The organism is Pseudomonas paraglycinae (assembly GCF_021601625.1).
Lineage (GTDB): Bacteria > Pseudomonadota > Gammaproteobacteria > Pseudomonadales > Pseudomonadaceae > Aquipseudomonas > Aquipseudomonas paraglycinae.
This window is the reverse complement of the sequence record NZ_BQHR01000013.1, coordinates 104,994-130,196: the sequence shown is the minus strand read 5'-3', so window position 1 is coordinate 130,196 and position 25,203 is coordinate 104,994. Positions and strand designations below refer to the sequence as shown.

The 25,203-nt window shown below is 59.4% G+C and carries 19 protein-coding genes and 1 tRNA gene; 7 read left to right on the top strand and 13 right to left on the bottom strand.

What is annotated here, in order from left to right:
• Nucleotides 1–643 precede the first annotated feature (643 nt).
• On the bottom strand, nt 644–1,006 hold the full coding sequence (locus L6D82_RS20100) for a DUF6124 family protein (RefSeq protein ID WP_236191255.1): 363 nt from the start codon (nt 1,004–1,006) through the stop codon (nt 644–646).
• A gap of 571 nt (nt 1,007–1,577) precedes the next feature.
• Here L6D82_RS20100 and L6D82_RS20095 point away from each other — a divergent pair.
• Both L6D82_RS20095 and gabP read left to right on the top strand, forming a co-directional pair.
• Nucleotides 1,578–2,792 carry an aldose 1-epimerase family protein gene (locus tag L6D82_RS20095; protein ID WP_007958156.1) on the top strand — a complete coding sequence of 405 codons (1,215 nt, stop codon included), beginning with the start codon at nt 1,578–1,580 and terminating at the stop codon, nt 2,790–2,792.
• A gap of 328 nt (nt 2,793–3,120) precedes the next feature.
• On the top strand, nt 3,121–4,527 hold the full coding sequence (gabP, locus tag L6D82_RS20090) for a GABA permease (protein ID WP_007958149.1): 1,407 nt from the start codon (nt 3,121–3,123) through the stop codon (nt 4,525–4,527).
• Between the two features lie 59 nt (nt 4,528–4,586).
• Here gabP and L6D82_RS20085 read toward each other — a convergent pair whose 3' ends face one another.
• From L6D82_RS20085 to L6D82_RS20065, 5 genes are all read right to left on the bottom strand, one after another.
• Nucleotides 4,587–5,213, bottom strand: coding sequence for an eCIS core domain-containing protein (locus tag L6D82_RS20085; protein ID WP_236191252.1), 627 nt, complete (start codon nt 5,211–5,213; stop codon nt 4,587–4,589).
• Between the two features lie 75 nt (nt 5,214–5,288).
• Complete coding sequence (locus L6D82_RS20080; RefSeq protein WP_236191249.1) at nt 5,289–6,800, bottom strand: GGDEF domain-containing protein; 1,512 nt, start codon at nt 6,798–6,800, stop codon at nt 5,289–5,291.
• 157 nt (nt 6,801–6,957) lie between these two features.
• Complete coding sequence (gene msrA, locus L6D82_RS20075) at nt 6,958–7,464, bottom strand: peptide-methionine (S)-S-oxide reductase MsrA (protein ID WP_221399463.1); 507 nt, start codon at nt 7,462–7,464, stop codon at nt 6,958–6,960.
• A gap of 422 nt (nt 7,465–7,886) precedes the next feature.
• Nucleotides 7,887–8,423 carry an N-acetyltransferase gene (locus L6D82_RS20070; protein ID WP_085747516.1) on the bottom strand — a complete coding sequence of 179 codons (537 nt, stop codon included), beginning with the start codon at nt 8,421–8,423 and terminating at the stop codon, nt 7,887–7,889.
• Between the two features lie 138 nt (nt 8,424–8,561).
• Entirely contained in the window at nt 8,562–10,163 is a 1,602-nt protein-coding gene (locus tag L6D82_RS20065) for a sensor domain-containing diguanylate cyclase (protein ID WP_236191248.1), read from the bottom strand.
• Nucleotides 10,164–10,383: 220 nt separating this feature from the next.
• Between L6D82_RS20065 and ycaC the strand changes: the two genes are divergently transcribed.
• Complete coding sequence (gene ycaC, locus L6D82_RS20060; protein ID WP_007958138.1) at nt 10,384–11,016, top strand: isochorismate family cysteine hydrolase YcaC; 633 nt, start codon at nt 10,384–10,386, stop codon at nt 11,014–11,016.
• A gap of 88 nt (nt 11,017–11,104) precedes the next feature.
• On the opposite strand, the gene L6D82_RS20055 is transcribed toward ycaC, so the two are convergent.
• Nucleotides 11,105–12,094, bottom strand: coding sequence for a zinc-dependent alcohol dehydrogenase family protein (locus L6D82_RS20055; RefSeq protein WP_236191246.1), 990 nt, complete (start codon nt 12,092–12,094; stop codon nt 11,105–11,107).
• A gap of 126 nt (nt 12,095–12,220) precedes the next feature.
• Between L6D82_RS20055 and L6D82_RS20050 the strand changes: the two genes are divergently transcribed.
• The 3 genes from L6D82_RS20050 (at nt 12,221) to L6D82_RS20040 (ending at nt 15,585) form a co-directional block, all read left to right on the top strand.
• A complete protein-coding gene (locus L6D82_RS20050; protein ID WP_236191244.1) occupies nt 12,221–13,102 on the top strand; it encodes a LysR family transcriptional regulator in 882 nt (293 codons plus the stop codon).
• A gap of 107 nt (nt 13,103–13,209) precedes the next feature.
• Nucleotides 13,210–13,284: transfer RNA gene (locus L6D82_RS20045), tRNA-Lys, on the top strand.
• A gap of 24 nt (nt 13,285–13,308) precedes the next feature.
• Entirely contained in the window at nt 13,309–15,585 is a 2,277-nt protein-coding gene (locus tag L6D82_RS20040; protein WP_236191241.1) for a hypothetical protein, read from the top strand.
• Between the two features lie 77 nt (nt 15,586–15,662).
• Here the strand turns inward: L6D82_RS20040 and L6D82_RS20035 are convergent, their stop codons facing one another.
• From L6D82_RS20035 to xylA, 4 genes are all read right to left on the bottom strand, one after another.
• Entirely contained in the window at nt 15,663–16,799 is a 1,137-nt protein-coding gene (locus tag L6D82_RS20035; RefSeq protein ID WP_236191239.1) for a sugar ABC transporter permease, read from the bottom strand.
• A complete protein-coding gene (xylG, locus tag L6D82_RS20030) occupies nt 16,800–18,356 on the bottom strand; it encodes a D-xylose ABC transporter ATP-binding protein (RefSeq protein ID WP_236191237.1) in 1,557 nt (518 codons plus the stop codon). It lies immediately after the preceding gene.
• A gap of 78 nt (nt 18,357–18,434) precedes the next feature.
• The gene (gene xylF, locus L6D82_RS20025; RefSeq protein ID WP_085747510.1) at nt 18,435–19,436 is read right to left on the bottom strand and encodes a D-xylose ABC transporter substrate-binding protein; all 1,002 of its coding nucleotides are present in this window, start codon (nt 19,434–19,436) and stop codon (nt 18,435–18,437) included.
• A 142-nt stretch (nt 19,437–19,578) separates the two neighbouring features.
• The gene (gene xylA, locus L6D82_RS20020; protein ID WP_236191234.1) at nt 19,579–20,895 is read right to left on the bottom strand and encodes a xylose isomerase; all 1,317 of its coding nucleotides are present in this window, start codon (nt 20,893–20,895) and stop codon (nt 19,579–19,581) included.
• Nucleotides 20,896–21,097: 202 nt separating this feature from the next.
• On the opposite strand from xylA, the gene L6D82_RS20015 reads away from it, so the two are divergent.
• Nucleotides 21,098–22,273, top strand: a complete 1,176-nt coding sequence (locus L6D82_RS20015; RefSeq protein ID WP_236191232.1) for a XylR family transcriptional regulator — start codon at nt 21,098–21,100, stop codon at nt 22,271–22,273.
• 8 nt (nt 22,274–22,281) lie between these two features.
• On the opposite strand, the gene L6D82_RS20010 is transcribed toward L6D82_RS20015, so the two are convergent.
• Together L6D82_RS20010 and L6D82_RS20005 are read right to left on the bottom strand one after the other, a co-directional pair.
• Nucleotides 22,282–23,544: an NAD(P)/FAD-dependent oxidoreductase gene (locus L6D82_RS20010; RefSeq protein WP_236191230.1), complete on the bottom strand. Its 1,263-nt coding sequence runs from the start codon at nt 23,542–23,544 to the stop codon at nt 22,282–22,284.
• Nucleotides 23,534–25,126: an aldehyde dehydrogenase (NADP(+)) gene (locus L6D82_RS20005; RefSeq protein WP_085747506.1), complete on the bottom strand. Its 1,593-nt coding sequence runs from the start codon at nt 25,124–25,126 to the stop codon at nt 23,534–23,536. Before L6D82_RS20005 ends, L6D82_RS20010 begins: the two co-directional genes overlap by 11 nt.
• Nucleotides 25,127–25,203 lie beyond the last annotated feature (77 nt).

The following is a 25,203-nucleotide window of genomic DNA, read 5'->3' as shown; positions in this document are numbered from 1 at the left end:
TTTAAGAGCTACCATGCTACCAGTGGACTTTTCCAAGGAAAATAACAATGAACGGCTGGTGCCTGAAATTTGCTGTCCGCCACTCGCTTCGACGGTTGTCGTAACGACTTAAGGCCAAGGCGTCAGCGCTTTTGCACACATTACGTCCACACTCTCCAACAAACCAACCGTTCATATTCAATATAACCAATATTTTACAAATCATATACCTTCATGACTGCGGCTATTTTTGGAATAAATATCCATTCCACCAACGCTCCCTCGTGAGTTCCAGTAAATTCTAGGGCGTTACTGATGCTGTCAGGAGACAGCACTTGAGCAGCGCCGCCTCGGCAATCGATGAATGTAAACGCTACCGCTTGTCGTATCTGCTCATGATTTCTCGGAAGACGGCAAAACGACGACGACGACGATAATTTTCCTCGGCACCGTAACCGGCTGACACCAATATCCTGTAGTTCCAAGGATACAGCCGTGTCCAAAGGCAATGAGATCCGTTGGACACTAGTCGCAGTCAGGGGAACACGACAATGAGTCAGCCGAACCAGGAGCTGCCGGTCGGGGGTAGACCGCTTTTGGCCGAAAGCTGCCGTTTACGTGGCAGCTTCAGCCCTAAGAGTTAATTACGACAGAGGTTTAGCTTTCAGGTCTTCACCTCAACATGATCCAACGCCTGATTCACCGCCAACTCACTCAACATCACCAGTTGCGCAATTCCTATTGCAGTCTTGCGATGAGCAGGCTCCAGCATGGCCGCGAAATTGTTGAGCATTTCGCTGGCCGAACCCAGTGATTCGCTGGCGTTGGCCAAGAGGGATTCAGTGTTGTAGGCCGGGTTGGCCATGTACATGGGGTCGTGCTTGTGATGGCTGCCCATGATCCGTTGCTGCGGGGTGAGGTAGTGATCGAGCGCGCGTTCTGCCGCCTCGTTGAGAGTTCGAGAATCGGGGAATTTGTAGGGAGATACCGGATCGGTTTCCGGTGGGTTCGGTGTTGGCTTGAACATAGATGTAACTCCAGGGTGAGAAAGTGGAGCCATCAGCCTCGCTACCAAACGAGGGTGGTGGCCATACGGAGGTTGGTAGACCGGTCACCTGGATACCCGGCGCGTCCGAAGACGCCCTACGCATGGCCACCATAAAACAGAGGACGAAAGAGTCCCTGCAATCTGGTGTTGCGATGCGACAGGTAATCCGGGCTACCAAACCCGATCACTGTTTTTCAGTGACCCGGAAACGATAAAACCCGCACCCCAGACGCACAAGCCGGCGGATTCTGGCGTAGTCGTAGGCAATGACGCAAGACGCTGTAGCCGTGGGGAAGTAATGCCGGGCGTTTCTAAACACCATTCGAAAAACGCTTAAACACGCTGCCTCGCAATGTCGAAATCAGACGTCCATCCGCTGCAGAATAAAAGCGGACTCCAGCCTGCGGGATCACGCGATCCCATCGATTTCAATTTTCCTGTCCGTACCCATTCTTTCTCGGCACCTACCAGCGCACATCACTTTTTAAGCTTGATGAAACGTTTCAGCAGGTTTATAAAAACGGCACAACTCCAAGAAAAGGCTGCTCCCATGACCCCGCTCAAACTCGTTGTTGCCCTCAGCGCACTGTCCGCTGCCTCCCACGCCATGGCCTGGGATTACGTTCTGCTCGACACCGACAAAGCCGCGCAGAACTGGCAGATCACCAGCCAGCAACTCGGCGTGAAGACCGACAAACCCTTCAGCGTCAGCCTGCGCACCTTGCATGGCGGACGGCAGGAGGGCGTCAGTATTGTCGACATCGATAACGGCACGATGAAGCTCTCGGTGGTGCCGACACGGGGAATGAACGTCTTGCAGGCCTCGGTCGGCAATGTGCGCATGGGCTGGGATTCGCCGGTCAAGGAAGTGGTCAATCCGTCCTTCATCGAACTCAATGGCCGCGGTGGTCTGGGCTGGCTGGAAGGTTTCAACGAGCTGGTGACCCGCTGCGGATACGAATGGGTCGGCCACCCCGGCGTCGACAACGGCGAACTGCTGACCCTGCACGGCCGGGCCGCCAACATTCCTGCGAACAAAGTCACCCTGCACATCGATGAAACGCCACCGTACGCCATCACCCTGCGCGGTGAGCTGAAAGAGCAGGCGTTCAAGAAAGTCGACTTCTCCGTCGCCACCGAACTGGTCACCGAACCCGGCAGCGTAGTGTTCGCCCTCAACGACACCCTGACCAACAACGGTGACTATCCGAAGGAATACCAGGCGCTGTACCACAGCAACTTCAGCACCCCGTTCCTGGAGCAGGGCGCTCGTTTCGCCGCGCCGGTGAAACAGGTGTCGCCGTTCAACGACAAAGCCAAGGGCGATTTGGCTGAATGGCAAACCTACCGCGCACCGACCAAGGACTACGACGAAACGGTTTACAACGTGGTGCCGTATGCCGATGCCAAGGGCGATACGTTAACCGTATTGCATAACAAGGCTGGCAGCCTGGGCGTTTCGGTTGGCTTCAATACGCAGACATTGCCGGTGTTTTCCCTGTGGAAGAATACCGATACCCAAGGTCAGGGTTATGTCACCGGGCTGGAGCCGGGGACGAGTTTTTCCTACAACCGCCGTTATCAGCGGCCACTGAACCTGGTACCCACCATCGGGCCGAAGGAACACAAACAGTTCCGCATCAGCTACAGCTTGCTGGCGGATAAGGCGGCGGTGGATAAGGCCTTGAAGCAGGTGAGCGACATTCAGGGCGGGCGGGAGACCGAGGTGCGGCAGACACCGTTGGTTGATCTGACCAAGGGCTGACACCGGCCAGAAAAAGGGGGACTGATTTATTTTTCCTGAATAAATCAGCGCCCCTTTTTTATTCTGTGATGGCGCTCTCGAACGGGCCCGAATGCCATTCACCATGTCGAAATCAGACACCGTCGTGCCGCTCCCAGGCTATTTGCGATCAACGCCAGGCACGTAAGGTGACGCATCATTTCATCGCCCTGCGTCGTCGTCCGACCGATTTGTAACGCTGAAGCGCTTGAGGTGCGCCGCTCTGGAGCAGGGCAACAGGAAGAAATGATGATCGCCTGACACGTCGTCAGTACGCCCAAACGTCGATCACCAGAGAACAACAAAAACAATGAATAGTCTGAACTCGAAGGACTCGAACGGTCAGTTGGCGCAGGGCTTCAAGCCGCGTCACGTCACCATGCTTTCCATTGCCGGCATCATCGGTGCGGGGCTGTTTGTCGGCTCCGGCCACGCCATTGCCGCCGCCGGCCCGGCAGTCTTGCTCGCTTATCTCTTCTCCGGTCTGCTGGTCGTGCTGGTCATGCGCATGCTCGGTGAAATGGCCGTGGCCCACCCGGACACGGGATCGTTTTCCACCTATGCCGATCAGGCCATCGGGCGCTGGGCGGGGTTCACCATTGGTTGGTTGTATTGGTGGTTCTGGGTGCTGGTCATTCCGATCGAAGCGCTGGCCGCCGGGCATGTCTTGAACCAGTGGTTTCCCCAGGTCGATGCGTGGTTGTTCGCGTTGCTGTCGATCATTTTGCTGGTGGTGACCAACCTGTTCAGCGTGTCCAAGTACGGCGAGTTCGAGTTCTGGTTTGCGATGGCCAAAGTGGTGGCGATCATCGGGTTCATCGGGTTGGGTTTTGCGGTGTTGATGGGCTGGATTCCGGAACGTGAGGCCAGCGGTTTGAGCCGTTTGATGGAAGAGCACGGCGGGTTCGCCCCGAATGGTTTGTCAGCGGTGGTCGGGGCTTTCATCACCATCATGTTCAGTTTTATCGGGACGGAAGCGGTGACCATCGCGGCCGCCGAATCGAGCAACCCGGCGCAGAACATCGCCAAGGCCACGCGCTCGGTGATCTGGCGCATCGGCGTGTTTTATCTGCTGTCGATTTTCGTGGTGATTTCCGTGGTGCCCTGGAACGATCCGTTGCTGGCGTCGGTCGGCTCTTACCAGCGCGCGCTGGAGCTGATGAACGTTCCCAACGCCAAATTCCTGGTCGATGTGGTCGTGCTGATCGCGGTGGCCAGTTGCATGAATTCCTCGATCTACATTTCCTCGCGGATGCTGTTCTCGCTGGGTCGTCGCGGCGATGCTCCGCAACCGTTAAAGGTTACCTCTGCAGCGGGCGTGCCGAGGGCAGCGGTGATTGCCAGCACCGTGATCGGCGCCGGGGTGACGCTGTTCAGCTATTTCATGCCGGCGGGGCTGTTCCAGTTTCTGCTCGCCAGCTCCGGCGCGATTGCGTTGCTGGTGTATCTGGTGATCGCGGTTTCGCAATTGCGCATGCGCCGGATGTTGCGTCGGCAAAACGTCGAGCTGACGTTTCGCATGTGGCTGTTTCCATGGCTGACGTGGCTGGTGATCGCGTTCATCTGCGCTGCGCTGGCGGTGATGATGGTGACGCCCGAGCATCGTCTGGAAGTGACGTCGACCATTGGGCTGGCGCTGGCGATTTCGTTTATCGGGCTGGTGACCACGCGGCAACATGGGCAGGCGAGGGCGGCGGTTTCGGCGGGCGAGGCCTAGGGTTTTTCTGGTGCTTGAACGGTGGGGCTGGCCCCGGCATGGACGCAGGGGATGTCCGATCATCGGGCTTCGGCTCGCAGCCAACGTCTGACCTCGCCCTGTATCGCATACGCCGGTGCCTCGACCGCATTGAAATCCTGCGTATACCGCTGAGCAAACCCTTCGACTCCCCATTCCTGAAACTGCTGCACATGCTTCAGTTCGTGCGCCCAGAGAGTGACGTTGTGTTCTGCGGTTTCAGCGTCGCGGAACAGGATGATGTCGATCAGCGTCACTGCACCGACATCCGGATTTTGCAGGATGGCCGTGGCGGCGTTGTATTGGCCGTCGTTGGTGACTTTGTAGTGCACGGCATCGAGGACGCCGGGTTCATACCAGCGCAGCAGTTGCTCCCGGATGTGCGGGGGAATCGGTTTGATGTCGGTACTGGCGGCTTCGGCGCGGGCCTGAGTCAAGCCCTGCGCCAGGACCGGTGCCGCCATCCGGAAAAGGTCTTCAGACAGACGTTCCGGGTCCGGCAGGCAAATGCAGCTGTCGAGGCATACTTGTTTTTCGCCGGCAGGGCAGGTGTCAGCCTGGGCTGGTGCTGCAAGCGTCAAGCAAAGGACCAAGGACAAAAAGGAGGACGCGCCAAAGGCCCCTCGGTGTACGACCCTTTCATTTTGCGTTGCCCCATACATAGTCATTCCATCTACGGGTTGTCAGCGCGAGTGGCTCGGGGAGGGACATGGTGGTTTTCTCCCGCGTGGTTTCACTTAAGGCTAGATCAAGCCCGGCAGTTTCACCGACCTGTTTCGCCCCAAGGCCTTGGCACTGTACAGCGCCCGATCGGCGGCTTCGATCAAACCTTGCACGGGGGTGAGTCGGGAACCGGCGGCAGTGGCAATCCCGATGCTGACACTCACTCGTCCCAACGGGCTGGATTCGTGGGAAATGTTCGCTTGCTGCAACCGGTCGAGGATCAGTTGCGCCACGATCTGCGCACCTTCGCTGTCGGTATTGGGCATGATGACGCCCATCTCTTCACCGCCATACCGCGCCACAAGATCCGAGGGACGGCGCACGCACGTCTCCACGAGGTTGCCAACGCGTTGCAGGCAATCGTCGCCGGCAACATGCCCGTAGGAATCGTTGAACAGTTTGAAGTAGTCGATATCAATCATCAGCAGTGCCAAGGACGTGCCGTCGCGCTGCGCTCGTCGCGCCTCCAGGTCCAGCGTCACATCGAAGCAGCGTCGATTGGCCAGACCGGTCAGGGCGTCCTTCATCGCCAACAGCTCGAGTTGCCTGTTTGACGAAAGCAACTGCTGTTGAGTGCCCATCAACTCCGCTTCTACTTGGGTTCTGCGTCGGATATCCAGTATCAAAAACCAGCCGATGAGACCGGTAAGCGCCAGCAGGCCCGTCACCACCACGGCCGATAGCAGCGCCTCCGTTCGCCACGCGGCGAGGGCTTCGCGTTTCCCGAGTGCGACGGTCGTGATCAGCGGCAGCCGGTCACTTTTGCGAAAGGCGTAGAGCCTTTCCACACCGTCCAGGCTGGAGGTGAACGAGGCGGTGCCGACAGAGCGATCCACCAGGTACTTGGCGTAGATCGGCGACTTTGAAAAATTGCGCCCCATGTCCTGCTCGCGGAAGGGGTAGCGAACCAGCAACGTACCATCGGTATAGGACAGCCCGATGGCTCCCTCCTGGCCGACATCGATCTTTCCAAACAGCCGCAGAAAGTTTTCGATGCCCAAGGTCACCGCGACCACACCGGCAAACTCACCGCGAGCATCATTGAAGCGTCGACTGACGGTGATGACCCATTCCTGATTGGAGCGGCTCTGAATGGGCGGACCGATAAAGGTTTCGGGGGAGGGATCATCGCGGTGATGAATGAAATAGGCCCGATCACTGCTATTTGCCCCGGCCGGAATCGGCCGGTTGGACGACATCAGCCAGCGTCCCTGACTGTCGTAGATGGTGATGCCGCTGAGCTGTGGCATCAGCGGCTCCTGCCGGTCGATCAGCGAACTGATCCGCTGGATCTGAACGGGGCCACTGCCTTCGGTTTCCAGGCGTTCGACAAGCCCGAGCAAAAGCGCCGAACTTTGGCGGACAATGCCTTCGGAATAGGTGACAAGCGCCTGGGTCAGGTTCAACCCGTGAACGTCCACTTCCTCCAGCGCTCGCTCTCGAGAGGCCAGCACCTTCCAGACAGTCAGTGAGGCCAGGGAACAGCCGATAACCAACAGCAAAAGCACAACCAGGTGCGTATCTCGCTTCACGTCACTACCTTATGGAAAGTCCGTTTTTCCGTTCCAGAGGCTATTGGATCAAGGCAATAACGGCAGCCGTTCGTCCTCATCGCGCGCAAGGATACAAGCAGTCAGGTGTCGCTGCAGCAATAGATGTACGGGTTACTGCACCGACACCCTCTAGACCTCAACCGCGTTTCGGCAGCTTCCAGTTCGGGCGAATGAAGTGGCAGGTGTAGCCATTCGGAATGCGCTCGAGGTAGTCCTGATGCTCTGGCTCCGCTTCCCAGAACGGTCCCGCCGGTTCGATTTCAGTGACCACCCGGCCTGGCCACAGGCCCGATGCATCGACATCAGCCGCAGTGTCTTCAGCGATATCGCGTTGCTGCTCGTTCAGGTAATAGATCGCCGAACGATAGCTCGGACCGAGGTCGTTGCCCTGACGGTTGGGTGTGCTCGGGTCGTGGATCTGAAAGAAAAACTCAAGGATCTGCCGATAGCTGATCACGGCGGGGTCGAAGACGATTTCGATGGCTTCGGCATGATTGCCATGGTTGCGGTAGGTGGCGTTCGGCACGTCACCGCCGGAATAACCGACCCGCGTCTGCAGCACGCCGGGGTAGCGGCGCAACAGATCCTGCATGCCCCAGAAGCAGCCGCCGGCAAGAATGGCAGTTTCGGTTTGAGTGGTCATGGCATGTCCTTCCTCTCGAATGGGTCGCAGATGTTCCTTGATATGAGGGAGTGTGGGCCGATTCCAAGGTTGAACCGGTAAATAAACCATGAAGTGCGGGCTTTCGGAATTCTCCTGCTTTTGCTTCACGTCACTGTCTTTGGAGCGCCCGGCGCGGGGCACGCCAATATTGAAGCGAAAAAAAACCGCCAATCAGGCGGTTTTTTCAAAGCGGGATTCAGGTTCTGCCACCGGCGAGCCAACCATCAGGCTCCATTTCTTTGCCACAGGCTGCGGCTACTTTCAAAAAATGCCGCTGACTGGCGGAGACCCTGTTGGGCAAACAGGGTTCTTCGGCACGAAGTCTGGAAGCAGGCGCTGATTGGGCTTTTGGCTTCTTGTGTTTCATGGACACCTCTCGTGCCGGGTTGCTTGAGTCGATCTTATGGGTGGACCAGTGGAAAGACAAGGCGGTCAGTCGTGTCAAAATAAAATCCAAGCGTTTGGTAGTAGGAGATAGCACCTGAGTCAGGTTCTTGTACTTCAATTTCGGTACATCCCAGCTTTCGGGCATAGAACTCTGTTGTCAGTAGTGCCATTGGTGCGATCCAGCCTCGCAGGGTATGGGCCTTGTAGGTGTGACCCTGCAAAAGAACGATTTTTATGCAGATTGTGCTTTTTCGTGGCGTTGCATAGCACAAACCGCACAGCTCATCTTCGTACCAGAAAGCCAAGTCCAGACCTTTTGCATCTTTTGTTTTCCACTCAAGTACATCATCCCATGGGTATCCAATGGGCCCGCTCCACTGATGGTATGCGTTGATTGCCAAGGGCGTGATCGGGTCGATCCTGAGCAACTGAGCATCAATCCCGGCTGCCAGAGCTCCTGGATCCATGGAAAGCGTTTCGTGCGCAAGTTTGCGGGCTTCTGATTTGAGCGTTTGGTTTCGGAGTTCGGTACCTTTGCCTTTTCTTCGCATCGTCTGTGTTCTGTCCGGTTCAGGCAGAAGACGGTATCGAAGGCGAGGGTGCCCACGTAATCAGGCGTGAGGGACGGCTGCTGTAGGACGCTGCTTATGTGCGTGAAGGACGCAGGAATTGGCTGGTTTTAGTCACATTCAGCGATCCGTGCGCGGCATCGCCGCAATCGGCTGGATTTGCCGGGATGCCTGCGCCGAACACCAGCGATTCCGGCCTTGCTGTTTGGCCTGATAGAGGCAAGTGTCGGCAGACTTGAACAAAGTGGCCGGAGTCACCGCGTCGTCCACCGGATATCGCGTGGTAATCCCCGCACTCGCAGTGACATACCCCAGCGGATGCCCGGCATGTTCAAGCTCCAGCGAACGAATGGTCTGCAGAATATCTTCGGCGACCTGAATCGCCCCGGCGCTGTCGGTGTTGGGCAATAGCACGGTGAATTCCTCGCCACCGTAGCGCACGGCCAGGTCCGAAGGCCGCTTGACTGCTTTGCGGATGCCGTCGCCGACCGCGATCAGGCAGTCATCGCCGGCGGCGTGGCCGTACTGGTCGTTGTAGCGCTTGAAGTAGTCGACATCGAGCATGATCAATGACAGCGGAGAACCCTGACGTCGGGCCAGGCGAATCTCATCCGTCAGCGCCGCGTCCAGGCGCCGACGGTTGCCGAGGCCGGTGAGGCTGTCAGTCAGCGCCATGTCGCGCATCGTTTTGTGCGCCGAGCGAATCTCCCGTTCCATCGCCATCCGCTGGCGCAACTGGCTCAGGACGATGAGCCCGAAACAGGCCAGCACCAGAATCAGGAACACCAGCACGAAGCCGTTTTTCAGCAGGTCCTGACGCCACGGCGCAACGATGGAATCCCGGGACAAACCAGCCTCGACCACCAGTGGGTAGGTGGTCAGGGCGCGATAGCCATAAAGGCGTTCGGTGTCGTCGACCACCGCCCGGATCTGGACAATGCCCTGATTGGCGTTGGGCAGGTAGGTCTTGAAGATCTCGCTGTTCGCCAGGCTTTTGCCGACCACCGAGGCAATGAACGGCCGGCGCACGAGAATCGTGCCGTCGCGCATCGCCAGCACCAGCGCGCCTTTGTCATCGATGCGGAAGTCACCGTAATAATCGACGAAATAACTGACCTTGACCGTCCCCAGCAGCACGCCGGCGAACGATCCGTCGGGGTTATTCAAACGCCGCGAGATCGGAATGATCAGGTCATGGGTGGAACGGCTTTCCACCACCTGGCCGATACGCACGCGCCGGTCTTCATGGGTGCGGTGATACTGGAAATAATCGCGGTCGGCATTGTTGGCCGTCTCGGGCGTGACATCCTTGTCAGTCACGATCCAATGGCCGTCCGGGCCGTAAATGAACAAGCCATGCAGCTGCGGCATGATTTTCGATTGCTGGATGAGCAGCTTGTGAATCCGTGCCACATCGAGGTTCTGCAGACCGTCGCCTTCGACCCGCTCGGCCAGTCCCGCAGTCAGCACATCGACCTGGCGGATGGTGTCCTCGGCGTGTTGCGCCGTGGCGCGGGCGAGGTTGGTCACCGAATCGCGTGCGGAAGAAAACACCGAACGGTAATCGCGCCACGTCCTCCAGCTCTCGACGGTCAGAAAAGCCACGACCACCATCAGCATGAAACTGACGGTCAGACGAAAGGTCGAGCCGGCCTTCACGCCTTGGCGGGGTGCGCGCGGTGCTTTATCTGAGTTGGGCGCTTGCGTGTTGCGTCCGGGCATCAACATTTCCCTGGAGGTCGTTCTGAGCGGGTCAGCATTATGACAAGGATAGGCGCGAAGGTCGGGCCGGCTGTGTGAACTGCCTGGCAGTTTGAGTTGATTGTCCTCTTTGGGTTGACGGTGAAACGCTTTTCAGACGATTTATCGCTTTCAGGCGAGTCAGTAATCTGTGCCCATCTTGAACGCAAACGCACTTCCACAACTAAAAAGGGATTCACACATGAGCACTCCAACCTACAACCGCCTGAACAAAGACGACGCCGTGGTTCTGCTGGTCGACCACCAGACCGGCCTGATTTCTCTGGTTCAGGACTTCTCGCCAAACGAGTTCAAGAACAACGTGCTGGCGCTGGCCGATCTGGCCAAATTCTTCGAGTTGCCGACCATCCTCACCACCAGCTTCGAACAAGGCCCGAACGGCCCGCTGGTGCCGGAACTCAAGGAAATGTTCCCGGACGCGCCGTACATCGCTCGCCCAGGCCAGATCAACGCCTGGGACAACGAAGACTTCGTCAAGGCGATCAAGGCCACCGGCCGCAAGCAGATCATCATTGCCGGGGTCGTGACCGATGTGTGCGTAGCGTTCCCGACCCTGTCGGCGCTGGCGGAAGGGTTTGACGTATTCGTGGTGACCGACGCTTCCGGCACCTTCAACACCACCGTGCAGCAAGCCGCGTGGAACCGCATGACCCAGGCCGGCGCGCAGATGATGAACTGGTTCTCGGTAGCCTGCGAACTGCACCGCGACTGGCGCAACGACATCGAAGGCCTGGGCAACCTGCTGTCCCAGCGCATCCCGAACTACCGCAACTTGATGAACGGCTATGCCGCGCTGACGGCGCATCAGAAATAACCGGATGCCGGATAGACGAAAGCCTGCTTTGAAAAAAGCAGGCTTTCGTCGTTTCTACCGCAAACAGCAGTGCAGGGGACTCGTCACCTCAAACCGTGACGACAATTTTCCCGACCTGCTGGTTGGCCTCAAGAAAGCGATGCGCTTCCTGAATGTCATCCAGGGCAAATGTCCTGGCAATGATCGGTTGCAGCGCACCCGATGCCAGCCCGTCGCCGATGAAAGCCTTGGCGCGTGCCAGGATGGCCGGGTCGGAGACGATCTCCGTGTAGAGGTAACCCTTGAGCGTCAAGCATTTGCCCAGCACGGTGAACAGCGGGAACGGCGTCGGTTCCGGGCTCAGGGCACCGTACTCCAGCAGGATGCCGCCGCGCGCCATGCTTTGGGTCAGCGGTTCGAACGACGGGCCGCCCACCGGATCGAACACCACCCGCGCGCCTTTGCCGTCGGTCAGCGCCATGACGGCTGCAACCATGTCTTCTTCGTCGCTGACGATCACGTGTGCGGCGCCAGCGTCGAGCAAAGCTTGTTTCTTGGCGCGGGTCCGGGTGACGGCAATCGAGGTGGCGCCGACCATTTTCGCGATCTGGAAGGCTGCCAGGCCGACGCTGCTGGAGGCGGCGGTGACGATCACGAAATCGTCCTTTTGCAGTTTGGCCTGTTCGACCAGCGCACCCCACGCGGTGACGTATTGCATCCAGGACGCCGCCGCTTGTTCAAACGACAGGTTCTGCGGGTGTTTGACGGTGAGGTGGGCGGGTACGTTGGCCAGTTCGCCGTAAGTGCCCCAGCGCGCGATGTCCAGCGGCGGAATCAGGCTGACGGCATCACCGATCTTGAACTCGCTGACGTTGGCGCCGACCGCCACCACCACACCGGCCGCTTCGTAGCCGAGACGGCTGGGAAACTCCGCTTCCTGCAGATAGGCGTGATTACGGAACATCACTTCGGCGCGATTCAGGCCAAAGGCTTTGACCTCGATCTGCACTTCGTCCGCAGCGGGCGCCGTGACGTCGACGTTTTCCAGTTTCAGGACGCTCGCGTCACCGTATTCATGAATCCTGACAATGCGTGCCATTTGTACTTCCTCGGTTATCGATGAAATTGCACCGGCGTTATCCGGTGCCATGGACGCCAATTTAGGCTTTGGCCTGCTCCGGATAAAGGCCTAGGATGACGCAACACTAGAAACAATGAGTTTCCAATGGATCGCCTTGCACTCATGGCCACCTTCGTCAAAGCGGTGGAGCTGGGCTCCTTCAGCGCGGTGGCGGACGAACTCAACCTGTCCCCGCAAATGGTCGGCAAGCAAGTGAAGATGCTCGAGCAACATCTGGGCGTTTCGCTGCTCAACCGCACCACCCGCAAGCAAAGCCTGACTGATTTCGGCCGCACCTTCTATCAGCGAGCGAAGCTGATTCTGGCCGACATGGACGCCGCCGAAGAAATGGCCGCCGTGACCCGGGGCGTGCCCAGCGGCCGGTTGCGGATCAATGCGCCCGTCACGTTCGGCGTCAGCACGCTGTCGCCGAAGCTGCTGGAGTACATGGTTCGTTATCCGCAAGTGTCGGTGGACCTGACGCTGTCGAACGAACTGGTCGACCTGGTGGACGGCGGATACGACGCTGTATTTCGCATCGGCGAACTCGCCGACAGCGGCCTGAAGGCACTGCCGCTGATGCCCTATCAAATGGTGCTGTGCGCGGCACCGTCCTACCTCGCACGCCGCCCAACCATCACCACGCCTTGGGACCTTCAGGAGCATGAATGTCTGGCGTTCGCCTATTCGGACGGCCGCTCACACCTGCGATTCGAAGGCCCGGAAGGCTGTATCGATGTACCGATTAAAAGCCGATTGACGATTAATCAGGGCGATCCGTTGCTGTCCGGAGCAGTGGCGGGGCTGGGGGTGGTGATGCTCCCGCTGGAGCTGGTCAAGGATTCGCTGAGAAGCGGGACACTGGTGAGTCTGCTGCCGCAGTACAAGGTGCCGGTTTCGCCGATGAATCTTCTGTATGCGCCGGATCCGAGGCTGACGCCGAAGTTGAGGAGTTTTATTGATTTTGTGCGCGTAGCGTTTGGATAAGCGCTGCATTGAGTGATGAAGGCTTAACGATCAGAGATTTGTCGCAACAAAATCCCTGAATCCGAGCTTCACATACTTTCGCCACTCATCGACAATGCGCGCTCTGTTCCGGGGTAGTTCAGCGGTAGAACACTCGGCTCTTAACCGGGTGGGCGCTGGTTCGAATCCAGCCCCCGGACCCACTACATAGTAGGTCACAAGGAAGTATGTCCAGGCCTGAGGGTGAATCGGGTGCGCTCGGCGAAATAAACGCCGGTTATGCGCACTTTCAACTGTCTCGCGCGCTTACTGCACGCGACAACGACGCCAGTCCGAAAGCACTTGCCAGGATCGAACGCTGGCAAAAGGTTCTCGAAAACCTGATGCATGGCCGTACACTGTATGGCACGCGGACGCCGTTTGCCGACCTGCCAGAATGGATCACGCTGGAAGTGGCCACTGGCGGCTTTGCAACGGGCAACCTTCTGGCCGGTGGCGAGTTGACCGCTCATGAGCGCCTGTTGGCGTCATCGATTCCTGGCATTCGAGCGGGATACGAACGGCTCGATTTGAATAGGTGGCATCTTTCAGACGAAGGCGTCAGAACGCTGCAAGAGCGATTGACGAACGAAGACTATCGGATCGATGTACCGGAAGAGGCCGCTTTGCTGACAGTGGCCTGGTTTCTGGGGCAACAACGCGTCGAAGAAGCCAGGACGTTGATCGAGCAGATCGCGCCTTTCTTCGAACGAGTGCGTTTCTTTCCCGCGGCAGCCAACGAGCGCCCACTCTCGATGGCTGAAGTTGAAGTTTTCAATGCTGGTCAAATCAGCCTGCGGCTGTCCGACCTCTTACCCCAGCCTCGTCTTACCGTCCAAAAGCATGTTGTTGAACGCAGGTTGCCCCTCTACGACACGGCGGTCTCGCTGTTCCTGCTGACGTACAACGATGGTTGGCCTTGCAGGCATTACCCTGAAGGCTGGTTCGAGCGCGCTTCGGTGCTCGGTAAAGAATTTGATATCGCCACTGAGGCTGATCCCCGCCGCGCGGGTAACTCCAGTGATCGGGCGGCGGAGTTGCTGGCATTGCTCAAGCAATGCTCTATCGATCCTGCATCGCTAACGGGGCGCCAGGTTGGGCGCATTCGCAGAATCGTCGACGACTTTGTAGCCAAGCATGGACACCCTGAGTCCGAAGAACATTCCAGCAAGCGCGCACAGCAGCGCCATCACGTATCAGCCTCGGCACACCATCTGATTGCCAAGGCTGCTTCCGCGCGACTGGCGAGATATCCAGTCTCGGAAGGCATCTCTGATTTCGCGCCGTTACTGACGCCCATCACCAACGAAGAGGCGAAGGCTTATTCATTGAAGGAGGGGGAGACCATTCCTCCTTCGATTCGTCGACGCTTCGAACGCTGCCGAAAGGGAACGGTTGCAGAGTTGATTGAACATGGGGTCATTACATCCGCAGATACCGTGGCGAAAGTGCTGCCAGCGATGACGGCGCAAATCTGTAGCGCCGGATATCGAGACGTAGCGCTGCGGGCACTGTCTGTCGCAACTTATTGTGCGTTCAGGCGTCGACGCTCTCTATTACTGCTGAACATGCAGCGTCAGGTGAGAGTCGATGATTTACCTTGGGTGAAAGCCCTGGAGACCGAGTACGAGGCGGGAGCTCTGGCGATTGAAGGTGCCAGACAGGCTTTGGTCGAGGCGTCCGCATTGACCCTTGTTGCATTTCCTCAGGCCATTCTGCCAAACAAGTTGCTTCAGGAATTTTCCTCGCTTGCCGAATCGGCCAAGCTGGATCTTCCCTTCGTAGAGGAGATCGCGGCTGACATTTTCATGGGCGCTTTCTCCGGCAAGTTCGTGAAGGCTGCCAAGCGTTCAGTCCGGCTGATGGCCGGATCTCTTTACGCACGCTATTACGATATCGATATGGATCAGTTGGCTGCACTACCCAAGCAGCGGAATTCACGAAGCAACAGTGGTGTGCTGGCTGGTTTGTGCGCGCGGCGGGCGAATGCCGATATCGGTAGATGGAGCCCGGCGAACAACGGCACGATCATCGAACAGCAACAGATATTGACCACGCAAAATCTGGCAATCCTGTTTGATGATCTGGACCTGAAGACGCTGTTACATGATCGCTTGGGTTCAATGGCCGAGGCATGTTTCAAATGGATATGCAGTCGGCAGCAGATGCAGATCAAGTTCTACCATGCACGTCTGGTCATGTTGAAAAACACCGCGTATGCGTGGCGCCAGATGATGTTTTATCTGTCGATGCTGGATCAGTCTCGATTGGAGAGCGTGCTTGGAAACATTGAAGTGCACTTCGCCGCTCAATCCGGCGCATTTCAGGGACGATTTCTTCCCGCCATGATCGGGTTGCGCATGGCGGTATCTGGGTGTCGGTTGACTTCGGCTCACCAAGAGCGCGAGGGAAGTAAGGTTTTTCTTGGGTGGACCACTGAACGGCACTGGCTGATGCCTTCCTAGATATCGGAAAGCTCCAGGCGTAACGAAAAGCCTGCCTTCAAAAGCAGGCTTTTCGCATTTTCAGAGATGCCTTCATTTCAACGCCGCCCGGTCCGCGTACTCACATCCACCCAAACCGCCAACACCAGAATGCTGCCCTTGACGATCATCTGCCAGTAACTGTCGACGTCGAGCATGGACATGCCGTTGTCCAGGCTGGTGATGACCAACGCGCCGAGGAGGGCGCCGTAGACCGTGCCGGAACCGCCGCGCATCGAGGTGCCACCGATGAAGCAGGCGGCGATGGCGTCGAGTTCGCCCATGCTGCCGGCCGAGGGGGAGCCGGCGGCCAGGCGCGCAGTGTTGACCACGCCGGCGAGGGCGCACATCACGCCCATGATCCCGAAAATCCAGAGTTTCACGGCCTGCACATTGATACCGGACAGGCGCGTCGCTTCCATGTTGCTGCCCACGGAATAGACACGTCGGCCGAACACGGTCTGGCTGGTCACGTAGCTGAATCCGCCCAATAGAATCAACAGAAGCAGGACCGGCACGGGAATGCCGTCATAGCTGTTGAGGGTCTGGACAAACCCGGCCAGCACCGCGCCGATCAACAACACGCGTGCCACGTCACGCACCAGTGAGTGTGCCGCGAGGCCGTGAAGGGCGCGATTGCGCCGTTGTTGCCAGGTCAGGAACAACGTCAGTGCGAACAGCAGGACGCCCAGGCCGGCGCCGATCGCATGTGGCAAATAACCTTGGCCAATGTAAACAAGCTCCGGAGACACCGGCGCAATGGTCGTGCCTCCGGTGATTCCCAGCAAAATCCCCCGGAACGCCAGCATCCCGCCCAGCCCCACGATAAATGACGGAATGCGCAGGTACGCCGCCATGTAACCGTTGGCGAGGCCGATCAGCAATCCGCACACCACCACAAGGCTCAGGTTCGCCAGCAGCGGTACGTGATAGACAACGTCGAGAATGGCTGCCACGCCACCGAGCAGGCCCAGCAATGAGCCGACCGACAGATCGATCTCGCCGCTGATGATGACCAGCACCATGCCGCAGGCGAGGATCCCGGTGATGGACATCTGGCGCAGCAGGTTGGAGAGGTTGCGCGGTGTCAGGAATCCGCCCTCGGTCTGCCAGCTGAAGAACAGCCAGATCAGCGCCACGGCGAACACCAGTGCGAGCATCTTGTAGCGGGTGAAAAGTTGTTTGACCTGATTCATTTACGCGGATTTCCGATCTTTATTGTTATGGCTGTCAGGCTGGCTGAGTGCGGCGGCGAGCACCTGTTCCTGAGTGAGTTCATGGTTGAGGAAATCGCCCTGCAACCGGCCTTCGCCGATCACCAGTACGCGGTCGGAAACGCCGAGCACCTCGGCCAGTTCCGAAGACACCATGATGATCGACACGCCTTCGGCGGCCAGCATCCCCATCAACTTGTAGATCTCGTACTTCGCGCCGACATCCACCCCTCGGGTCGGCTCGTCGAGGATCAGCACCCGGGGCCTGGTCAGCAGCATCTTCGCCAACACGGCTTTTTGTTGATTGCCTCCGGACAGGCTGGTGATCGGCAGGAACGGGCTCGCGGTCTTCAGGTGCAGGCGCGAAATTTCCCGATCGATGCTGCCCAGTTCGGCTTCGGCGTCGATGCGGGTCAGTTTGGAGAAACTGTCCAGCACGGCCAGGGTGATGTTCTGGCCGACACCCAGGTCGGGAATGATCCCCTGACGCTTGCGGTCTTCGGGCGCCAGGCACACGCCGGCGCGAATTGATTTGAGCGGCGTACGGGTGTCGATGGGGTGGCCGTCCAGCCAGACTTCGCCTTCGTGGCGACCGGGGTAGGCGCCAAACAGCGCGGTCACAAGCTCCGTGCGGCCGGCACCGACCAGCCCGGCGATGCCGAGGATTTCCCCGCGTTTGAGGCTGAACGAAACGTCGTCGACCCGTTTGCGTTTGGGGTTGTCGACGTCGTAGCAGGTGATGTGGCGCGCCTCGAAAATCACCTCGCCGATGTCGTGGGGTTCGGTGGGGTAGAGGTTGCTCATTTCCCGGCCGACCATCTGGGTGATGATCTGGGGAATATCCATGTTTTCCATGGCGGTCGTGGCGATGTGTTTACCGTCCCGGATCACCGAAATGGTGTCACACACGGCGGCCACTTCATCGAGTTTGTGCGAGATATAAACGCAGGCGACGCCCTTGGCCTTGAGGTCGCGGATGATGTCCAGCAACACCTCTATTTCCGAACGGGTCAGGGCGGAAGAAGGTTCGTCGAGGATCAGCAGGCGTGCCTGTTTGTTCAGGGCCTTGGCGATTTCCACCAGTTGCTGATAACCGCCGCCGTACTGCGAAACCGGCAGCGATACATTCATGTCCGGCACTTTCAGTTCGCGCATCAGGGCTTCGGCGCGGTGGATCATCGCCGGGTAATTCATCCGCCCACCCGGCAGCGTCAGCTCATGGCCCATGAAAATGTTTTCGGCCACCGAGAGGTCGGGAACCAGCGTCAGTTCCTGGTGAATGATGACGATGCCGGCGGCTTCCGTTTCGCTGATCGATTGCGCCTTGAGCGGTTGACCGTCCCAGAGGATTTCACCGTCCCAGGTGCCATGGGGATAGACCGCAGACAGGATTTTCATCAGCGTGGACTTGCCGGCGCCATTCTCGCCGCACAGCCCGACGCACTCGCCCGGCCGGACCTTGAGGTCGATGCCGTTGAGCGCTTTGACACCGCCGAAGGTTTTGACGATGCCGTTCATTTTCAGCAGAAAGTCGGACATGGCAGAGACTCATAAGCGACAGATACTGGACTGATCCCGCAGGCGCAAAACGCCTGCGGGGGCATCACTCACTGAGTGTCACTTTCCGGCGAGCTGCGCCTTGGTATAGAAGCCGTCCTGTTCCAGCAGGTCGATGTTGTCCTTGGTCAACGGAGTCGGGGTGAGCAGGATGGTGTCGACTTTTTTGCTGCCGTTGTCGTACTGCGAGCTGTAGGCGGGCTTCTCGTTGCGCGCCAGTTGCACCGAGAGTCTGGCGGCTTCGGAGGCAATCAGTTTCAGCGGTTTGTAAACGGTCATGGTTTGAGTGCCGGAGATCACCCGCTTGACCGCTGCCAGGTCCGCGTCCTGTCCGGAGATCGGCACCTTGCCGGCCAGTTGCTGAGCGGCCAGGGCCTGAATGGCGCCACCGGCCGTGGCGTCGTTGGAGGCGACGATGCCGTCGATTTTGTTGTCGTTGCGGGTCAATGCGTTTTCAACAATGCTCAGCGCCTCGGTCGGGTTCCATTCCTTCACCCATTGCTGGCCGACGATCTTGATATCGCCCTTGTCGATGGCCGGTTGCAGCACTTTCATCTGACCTTCGCGCAGGACTTTCGCGTTGTTGTCGGTGGGCGCACCGCCCAGCAGGAAGTAATTGCCCTTGGGCGCTGCGTGCAGCACGCCGCTGGCCTGCATCTCGCCGACCTTTTCGTTATCGAAGGAAATGTAGGCGTCGATATCGGCGTTGAGTATCAGACGGTCATAGGACACGACCTTGATCCCGGCTTTCTTCGCTTCGGCCACCGCATTGGTCAGCACGGTAGCGTTGAACGGCACGATGACGATGACATCGACGCCGCGGGAAATGAGGTTTTCGATTTGCGAAATTTGCTTTTGCTCGTTGGCATCGGCCGACTGCACGAAGACCTTGGCGTCCATTTTCTCCGCTGCCGCAACGAAGTAATCCCGGTCACGGGACCAGCGTTCCAGCCGCAGGTCATCAATGGAGAAACCGATTTTCGGATGGGCCGCGTCGGCCATCACCGGCAGCGACAACAGGGCCAGGGCGCTGGCCAGCAGCGTGCGTTTTACATTCTTCATGGTGGTGCGTCCTTTTATTTTTGTTTGAAAGACACGGCCTGACGATGAATATCGGGCTGATGGAACTGTAGAGAATCAGCTGACGCAACGGACTACAGATTTGTCGCGCAAATGTCACAGCGCCCGCAGTCCCCATTGGCGATCAGCGATAGATGAAACGGTTGACGACGTTTTCGAGCATTTCCTGCCGGCCGCTGACGGCCTGCGGGTTCAGTTCGTTGGCGAAGGCGTGCTCGGCCAGTGACTGGAGATTGAAGTCGCCTGCCAGAACCGCCTGGCCGAACGGCTGCTGCCAGCCGGCGTAGCGTTGGTCCTTGAGCCGCTGAAGCTGATCGTTCTGGACCATGGCGGCGGCCCGCTCGAGCGACAGGGCGAGGACGTCCATGGCGCCGACGTGGCCGTGAAACAGATCGACCTCGTCGAGGCTCTGGCGGCGCACCTTGGAGTCGAAGTTGAACCCGCCATTGCCGAACCCGCCGGCCTTGAGGATTTCATAAGTGACGAGGGTCATTTCCTCGACGCTGTTGGGGAATTGATCGGTGTCCCAGCCGTTCTGCGGATCGCCCCGGTTGGCATCGATGCTGCCGAAAATCCCCAGCGATACGGCCGTCGCCACTTCGTGATGAAAACTATGACCGGCCAGGGTCGCGTGGTTGGCCTCGATGTTGACCTTGATTTCCTTTTCCAGACCGAACTGCTGGAGAAAACCGAACACCGTGGCGCTGTCGCAATCGTATTGGTGTTTGGTTGGCTCCTGCGGCTTGGGCTCGATCAGCAGGTCACCTTTGAAACCGATCTTGTACTTGTGCTCGACCACCATGCGCATGAAGCGACCCAGTTGTTCGCGCTCGCGTTTCAGGTCGGTGTTGAGCAGGGTTTCGTAGCCCTCGCGACCGCCCCACAACACATAGTTGGAGCCTTTGAGGCGTTGAGTCGCGTTCATGGCGCTGAAGACCTGGGCCGCGGCGCAGGCGAACACTTCAGGATCCGGGTTGCTGGCGGCACCGGCGGCAAAGCGCGGATTGCTGAAACAGTTGGCGGTGCCCCACAGCAGCTTGATTCCGCTTTCTTCCTGATGGCGTTCCAGGTGATCGACCATTTGGGCGAAGTGGTTGCGGTACTCCTTCAGCGAGTGGCCTTCGGGGGCGACATCCGTGTCGTGAAAGCAGTAGTAGTCGATACCCAGCTTGGAGAAAAACTCGAACGCGGCCTGCGCCTTGCCAATGGCCAGTTCCATCGGGTCGCCGGCGTGTTGCCATGGGCGCTTGAACGTCCCTGCGCCGAACACGTCGGAGCCCGGCCAGACAAAGGTGTGCCAATAACAGGCGGCCATGCGCAGGTGTTCGCGCATCGGCTTGCCGAGGATGATCTTGTCGGCGTCGTAGTGACGGAAGGCAAGGGGAGAATCGCTGGCAGGACCTTCGTAGCGGATCCGCTCGACATCGGGGAAGTACGGCATTGGCAATGTCCTTGTTGTTCTTGGTTGTTGTTCTCGGTTGTTGTTCTTGGGGCGTGTCCCGATACTAGCAACGGCCCTGTGCCTGCCGATTACGAAAATCACCAACACGGAGTGCGATTTTGCGTATTGAGATTCGTCCTCTGCGCGCCTAGTCTGTGCAGACCGCCTCTACGGCAAGGGGCCCGGAACAAGCCTGAAAACAATGAAAACCGTACCGCCTGTTCACCGCATCGCCCTGTTGTTCAACGGCAGCAAGATCTATGACCGCGGCATCATCAGCGGCATCGGCAACTACCTGAGCAGCACGCGCGCGTCCTGGGATCTGTTTCTGGAGGAGGATTTTCTCTGCCGCTTGAAGGGCATCGAGCGCTGGCAAGGTGACGGAATCATTGCCGACTTCGACGACCCGCTGATTGGCGAGGCGCTGGCCGACATCAAATTGCCCGTGGTGGCGGTGGGCGGTTCTTATCAGGATGAGCGCGCCTATCCCAAAGGCATCCCGTACGTCGCGACTGACAATAACGCGCTGATCACCATGGCTTACGAGCACTTGATCGAGGCCGGGCTGCAACGGTTCGCCTGCTTCAGCCTGCCTGAGGCGCAGGCCAACCGATGGGCCCAGGAGCGCGAAAAGGCTTTTCTACGATTGATGCAGCGGGACGGCTTGCACGCCGAGGTCTATCGCGGCATGGGGACCAGCGCGCCGCTGTGGGACAGCGCCGTCGAACAGCTGATCGCCTGGCTGCAAAGCCTGCCCAAGCCGATTGGCATCATCGCAGTCAGTGATGCCCGCGCCCGGCAGTTGCTGCAAGCCTGCCTGACCGCCGGCATCGCCGTGCCGGAGCAGGTGGCGCTGATCGGCATCGACAATGACCCGTTGACCCGCAGCCTGACCCGGGTCCCCCTGAGTTCAGTGATCCAGGGCACCGAAACCATGGGCCGCACCGCCGCGCAACTGCTGCACCAGATGCTCCACGGCAAGCCGTCAACGGGCGAGCATTTCCTGATCCCGCCTGAAGCGATCAACGTGCAGGTGTCGAGCTTGCATCAGCCATTGGGCAACCCCTACGTCATGCAGGCGCTGCTGTTCATCCGCCAATATGCCTGCCAGGGCATCAAGACCGCGCAAGTGGCGGCTTATGTCGGCGTGTCGCGTTCCTCGCTGGAGTCGCACTTTCGCGCGGTGCGTGGTTGCAGCGTGCATGACGAGATTCTGCGTTTCAAACTGGCGGCGGCCACTCGCGGACTGGAAAAAACCGACACGCCGATTGCGGATGTTGCCCGCACCTGCGGTTTCAAATCCGCACAGTACCTGCACACGGTGTTCCGTCGAGAGTTCGGGTGTACGCCCCGTGAATATCAGCAGGGCGCCAGATAGACGGCCACTCAAAAGCGATCCAGCCGATAGGGCTCGCTCGAAGGAAGAACACGAGCTGTGTTCTGCGCCGACGGCGAAACCATCCCCCCAACCATCTCCGCCGTCACCGCCGCCTGCGTCAGCCCCAGATGCTGATGTCCGAACGCAAGCAACACCTTCCCGTCACACACCCGATCGATCACCGGCAACGAATCCGGCAGCGACGGCCGAAACCCCATCCACGGTGTGGCCGCCTCGACACTCAACTCATCACGAAACAACCCTTTGCTCAACCGATGCAACTGCCAGGCGCGGGCCATGGCCGGTGGGGCTTCGAGGCCGGCGAATTCGACGGTGCCGGCCAGGCGCAGCCCTTCGGACATCGGGGTCATGATGAATTTACGTTCCAGCGAGGTGACGGGGAAGGGCAGTCGGTTGTGTTCGTGAGGCAGCATCAGGTGATAGCCGCGCTCGGTGTCCAGCGGGACGTTTTTGCCGGTCAGTGCGGCGGTGAGTTTTGCCGAATGGGCGCCGCAGGCGATCAGTACTTGGCGAGCGGACAGGGCGCCGGTTCCGGTCATCAGATTGACGCCATGCTCATGCAGTTGCCCGCCCTGAACCGCCTGTTTCACAAACTGCACGCCGCTGGCTTTCGCCGCCTCGACCAACTCACGCACGACCTGATAGGGGTCGATGAAGTGCCCGGTGCTCGGGAAAAACAGTCCGCCCTGAATCTGTTCGCTCAGTTGCGGCGCGGTCTCGCGTACCGCACCGGCCTGCCACCAATCGACCGGCACCTCCTGCTGTTGCATGCGTCGCTGTAATGCTTCGAGGGCCGGACGCGAGTCGGGGCGTTCGAACACCAGCAGCGAACCTTCCATCTTCAGCAGGTCGGGACGCTGGATGTCATTGAGCAAGCGCTGCCAGGCGTCGAGCGAGCTTTCATTCAGCGCCCTCAACCCGGCGACGGTACGCTGGAACGGCGCCGAGCGCAGGTTCAGCAAAAGCCGCGCAAACCAGGGCAAGGCGCGGGGCAGGTATTTCCAGTCCAGGCGCAGCGGCCCCATCGGGTCCATGAGCATGGCGGGCAGGCGTTTGAGGATCGAGCTGTCGGCAATCGGAAATACTTGCTCGGTCGCCAGGTGCCCGGCGTTGCCGAACGAGGCGCCGTGGCCCGGTTCCTGCGGATCGATCACCACCACCCGCAAACCCTGACGGGCCAGGCGCAGGGCACTGGCGACGCCGATGATGCCGGCGCCGACCACGGCGATGTCGTGCGGGTTATTCGGCATTTTTCGCGGTTTCCCTTTGGCCATCGAGCAAGCGACGCAGCGACAGTGGATTGGCGTGTTTGAGTGCGGTCGGTAGCAGGCTGTCGGGGAAATCCTGATAGCAGACCGGGCGCAGGAAACGCAGGATCGCCGCGGTGCCCACCGACGTGGTGCGCGAATCGGAAGTTGCCGGGAACGGCCCGCCGTGCACCATCGCATCGCAGACTTCAACGCCGGTCGGCCAGCCGTTGACCAGCAGGCGTCCGGCCTTGCGCTCCAGGGTTGGCAGCAATGCGCGGGCCTGTTGCAGATCTTCGTCATCCAGGTGCAGCGTGGCGGTCAGCTGGCCTTCCAGCTGTTCGAGCACCTGACGGATTTCAGCGTCGCTGGCGCATTGCACGATCAAGGACGCGGCGCCGAAGGCTTCGGCCTGCAACGAATGATCAGCAAGGAAATCGGCGGCGTTGGTGACGAACACATGAGCCTGGCCCTGATTCGGTTCCGTCGCGCGCTGGCCGACGGCGGCAATGCGCGCCCGGGTATTTTCCGCGAGGGCATTCACGCTGGATTCGTAGGCGTTGAAGATCCCCGGCGTCAGCATGGTCTGCGCGGGGCTGCGCTGGATCAGTTCGCTGGTGGCGGCAATGAAGGCGTCCAACGCCGGCCCCTTGCGGACGATCACCAAGCCGGGATTGGTGCAGAACTGACCGGCGCCCAGCGTCAGCGAAGCCACAAACCCTTGGGCCAACGCCTCGGCGCGATTCTGCAACGCTGCTGGGAACAACAAAACCGGATTGATCGAACTCATTTCAGCGTATACCGGAATCGGCTCGGGCCGGGCTTGTGCCGCTTTGATCAGCGCGAGCCCGCCACTGCGCGAACCGGTGAAGCCGACTGCCTTGATCCGTGGATCACTGACTAGCGCAATGCCTACTTCACGGCCGGAGCCGTACAACAACGAGAACACACCTTCCGGCAAACCACAGGCCTTGACCGCCCGCGCTACGGCGCGACCAACCAGTTCGCTGGTGCCGGGATGGGCGCCGTGGGCCTTGACGATCACCGGGCAGCCAGCGGCCAGGGCCGAAGCGGTATCGCCGCCCGCCACCGAGAACGCCAGTGGAAAGTTGCTTGCACCAAACACCGCCACCGGGCCCAGTGGAATCTGCCGCTGACGCAGATCCGAACGCGGCAGCGGCTGGCGCTGTGGTTGCGCGCTGTCGACTCGCACATCCAGCCATTCACCGGCCCGCATGGTGCGGGCAAACAAACGCAGTTGCTGGCAGGTGCGGCCCCGCTCGCCCAGCAGGCGCGGGCGCGGCAGGCCGGTTTCGGCCAGGGCGCGGTCGATCAGTTCGTCGCCCAGCGCTTCGATTTCGCAAGCGATGGTTTCAATGAATTCGGCCCGTGCCTCAAGCGATGTCTCGCGATAACGGTCGAGCGCCGCCCAGGCCAGTGCGCAGGCCTGCTCCACATGCTCGGCAGAACCGCCGGCGTAGGCCGGTTGCAAAGGCGTGTTGGTGGCGGGATTGATTCCGTGGATGACGTCGCGGTCGCCGGTGAGGGTGTGCTGACCGATCAGCAGTTGGCCCGTCAGAGTCATGGCGCATTCCTTATCAATAAAACAGGTCACGAATAGAGCCCGCCACCGTGGGGGGCGGCGGGCTTGAGCGCAGTGGC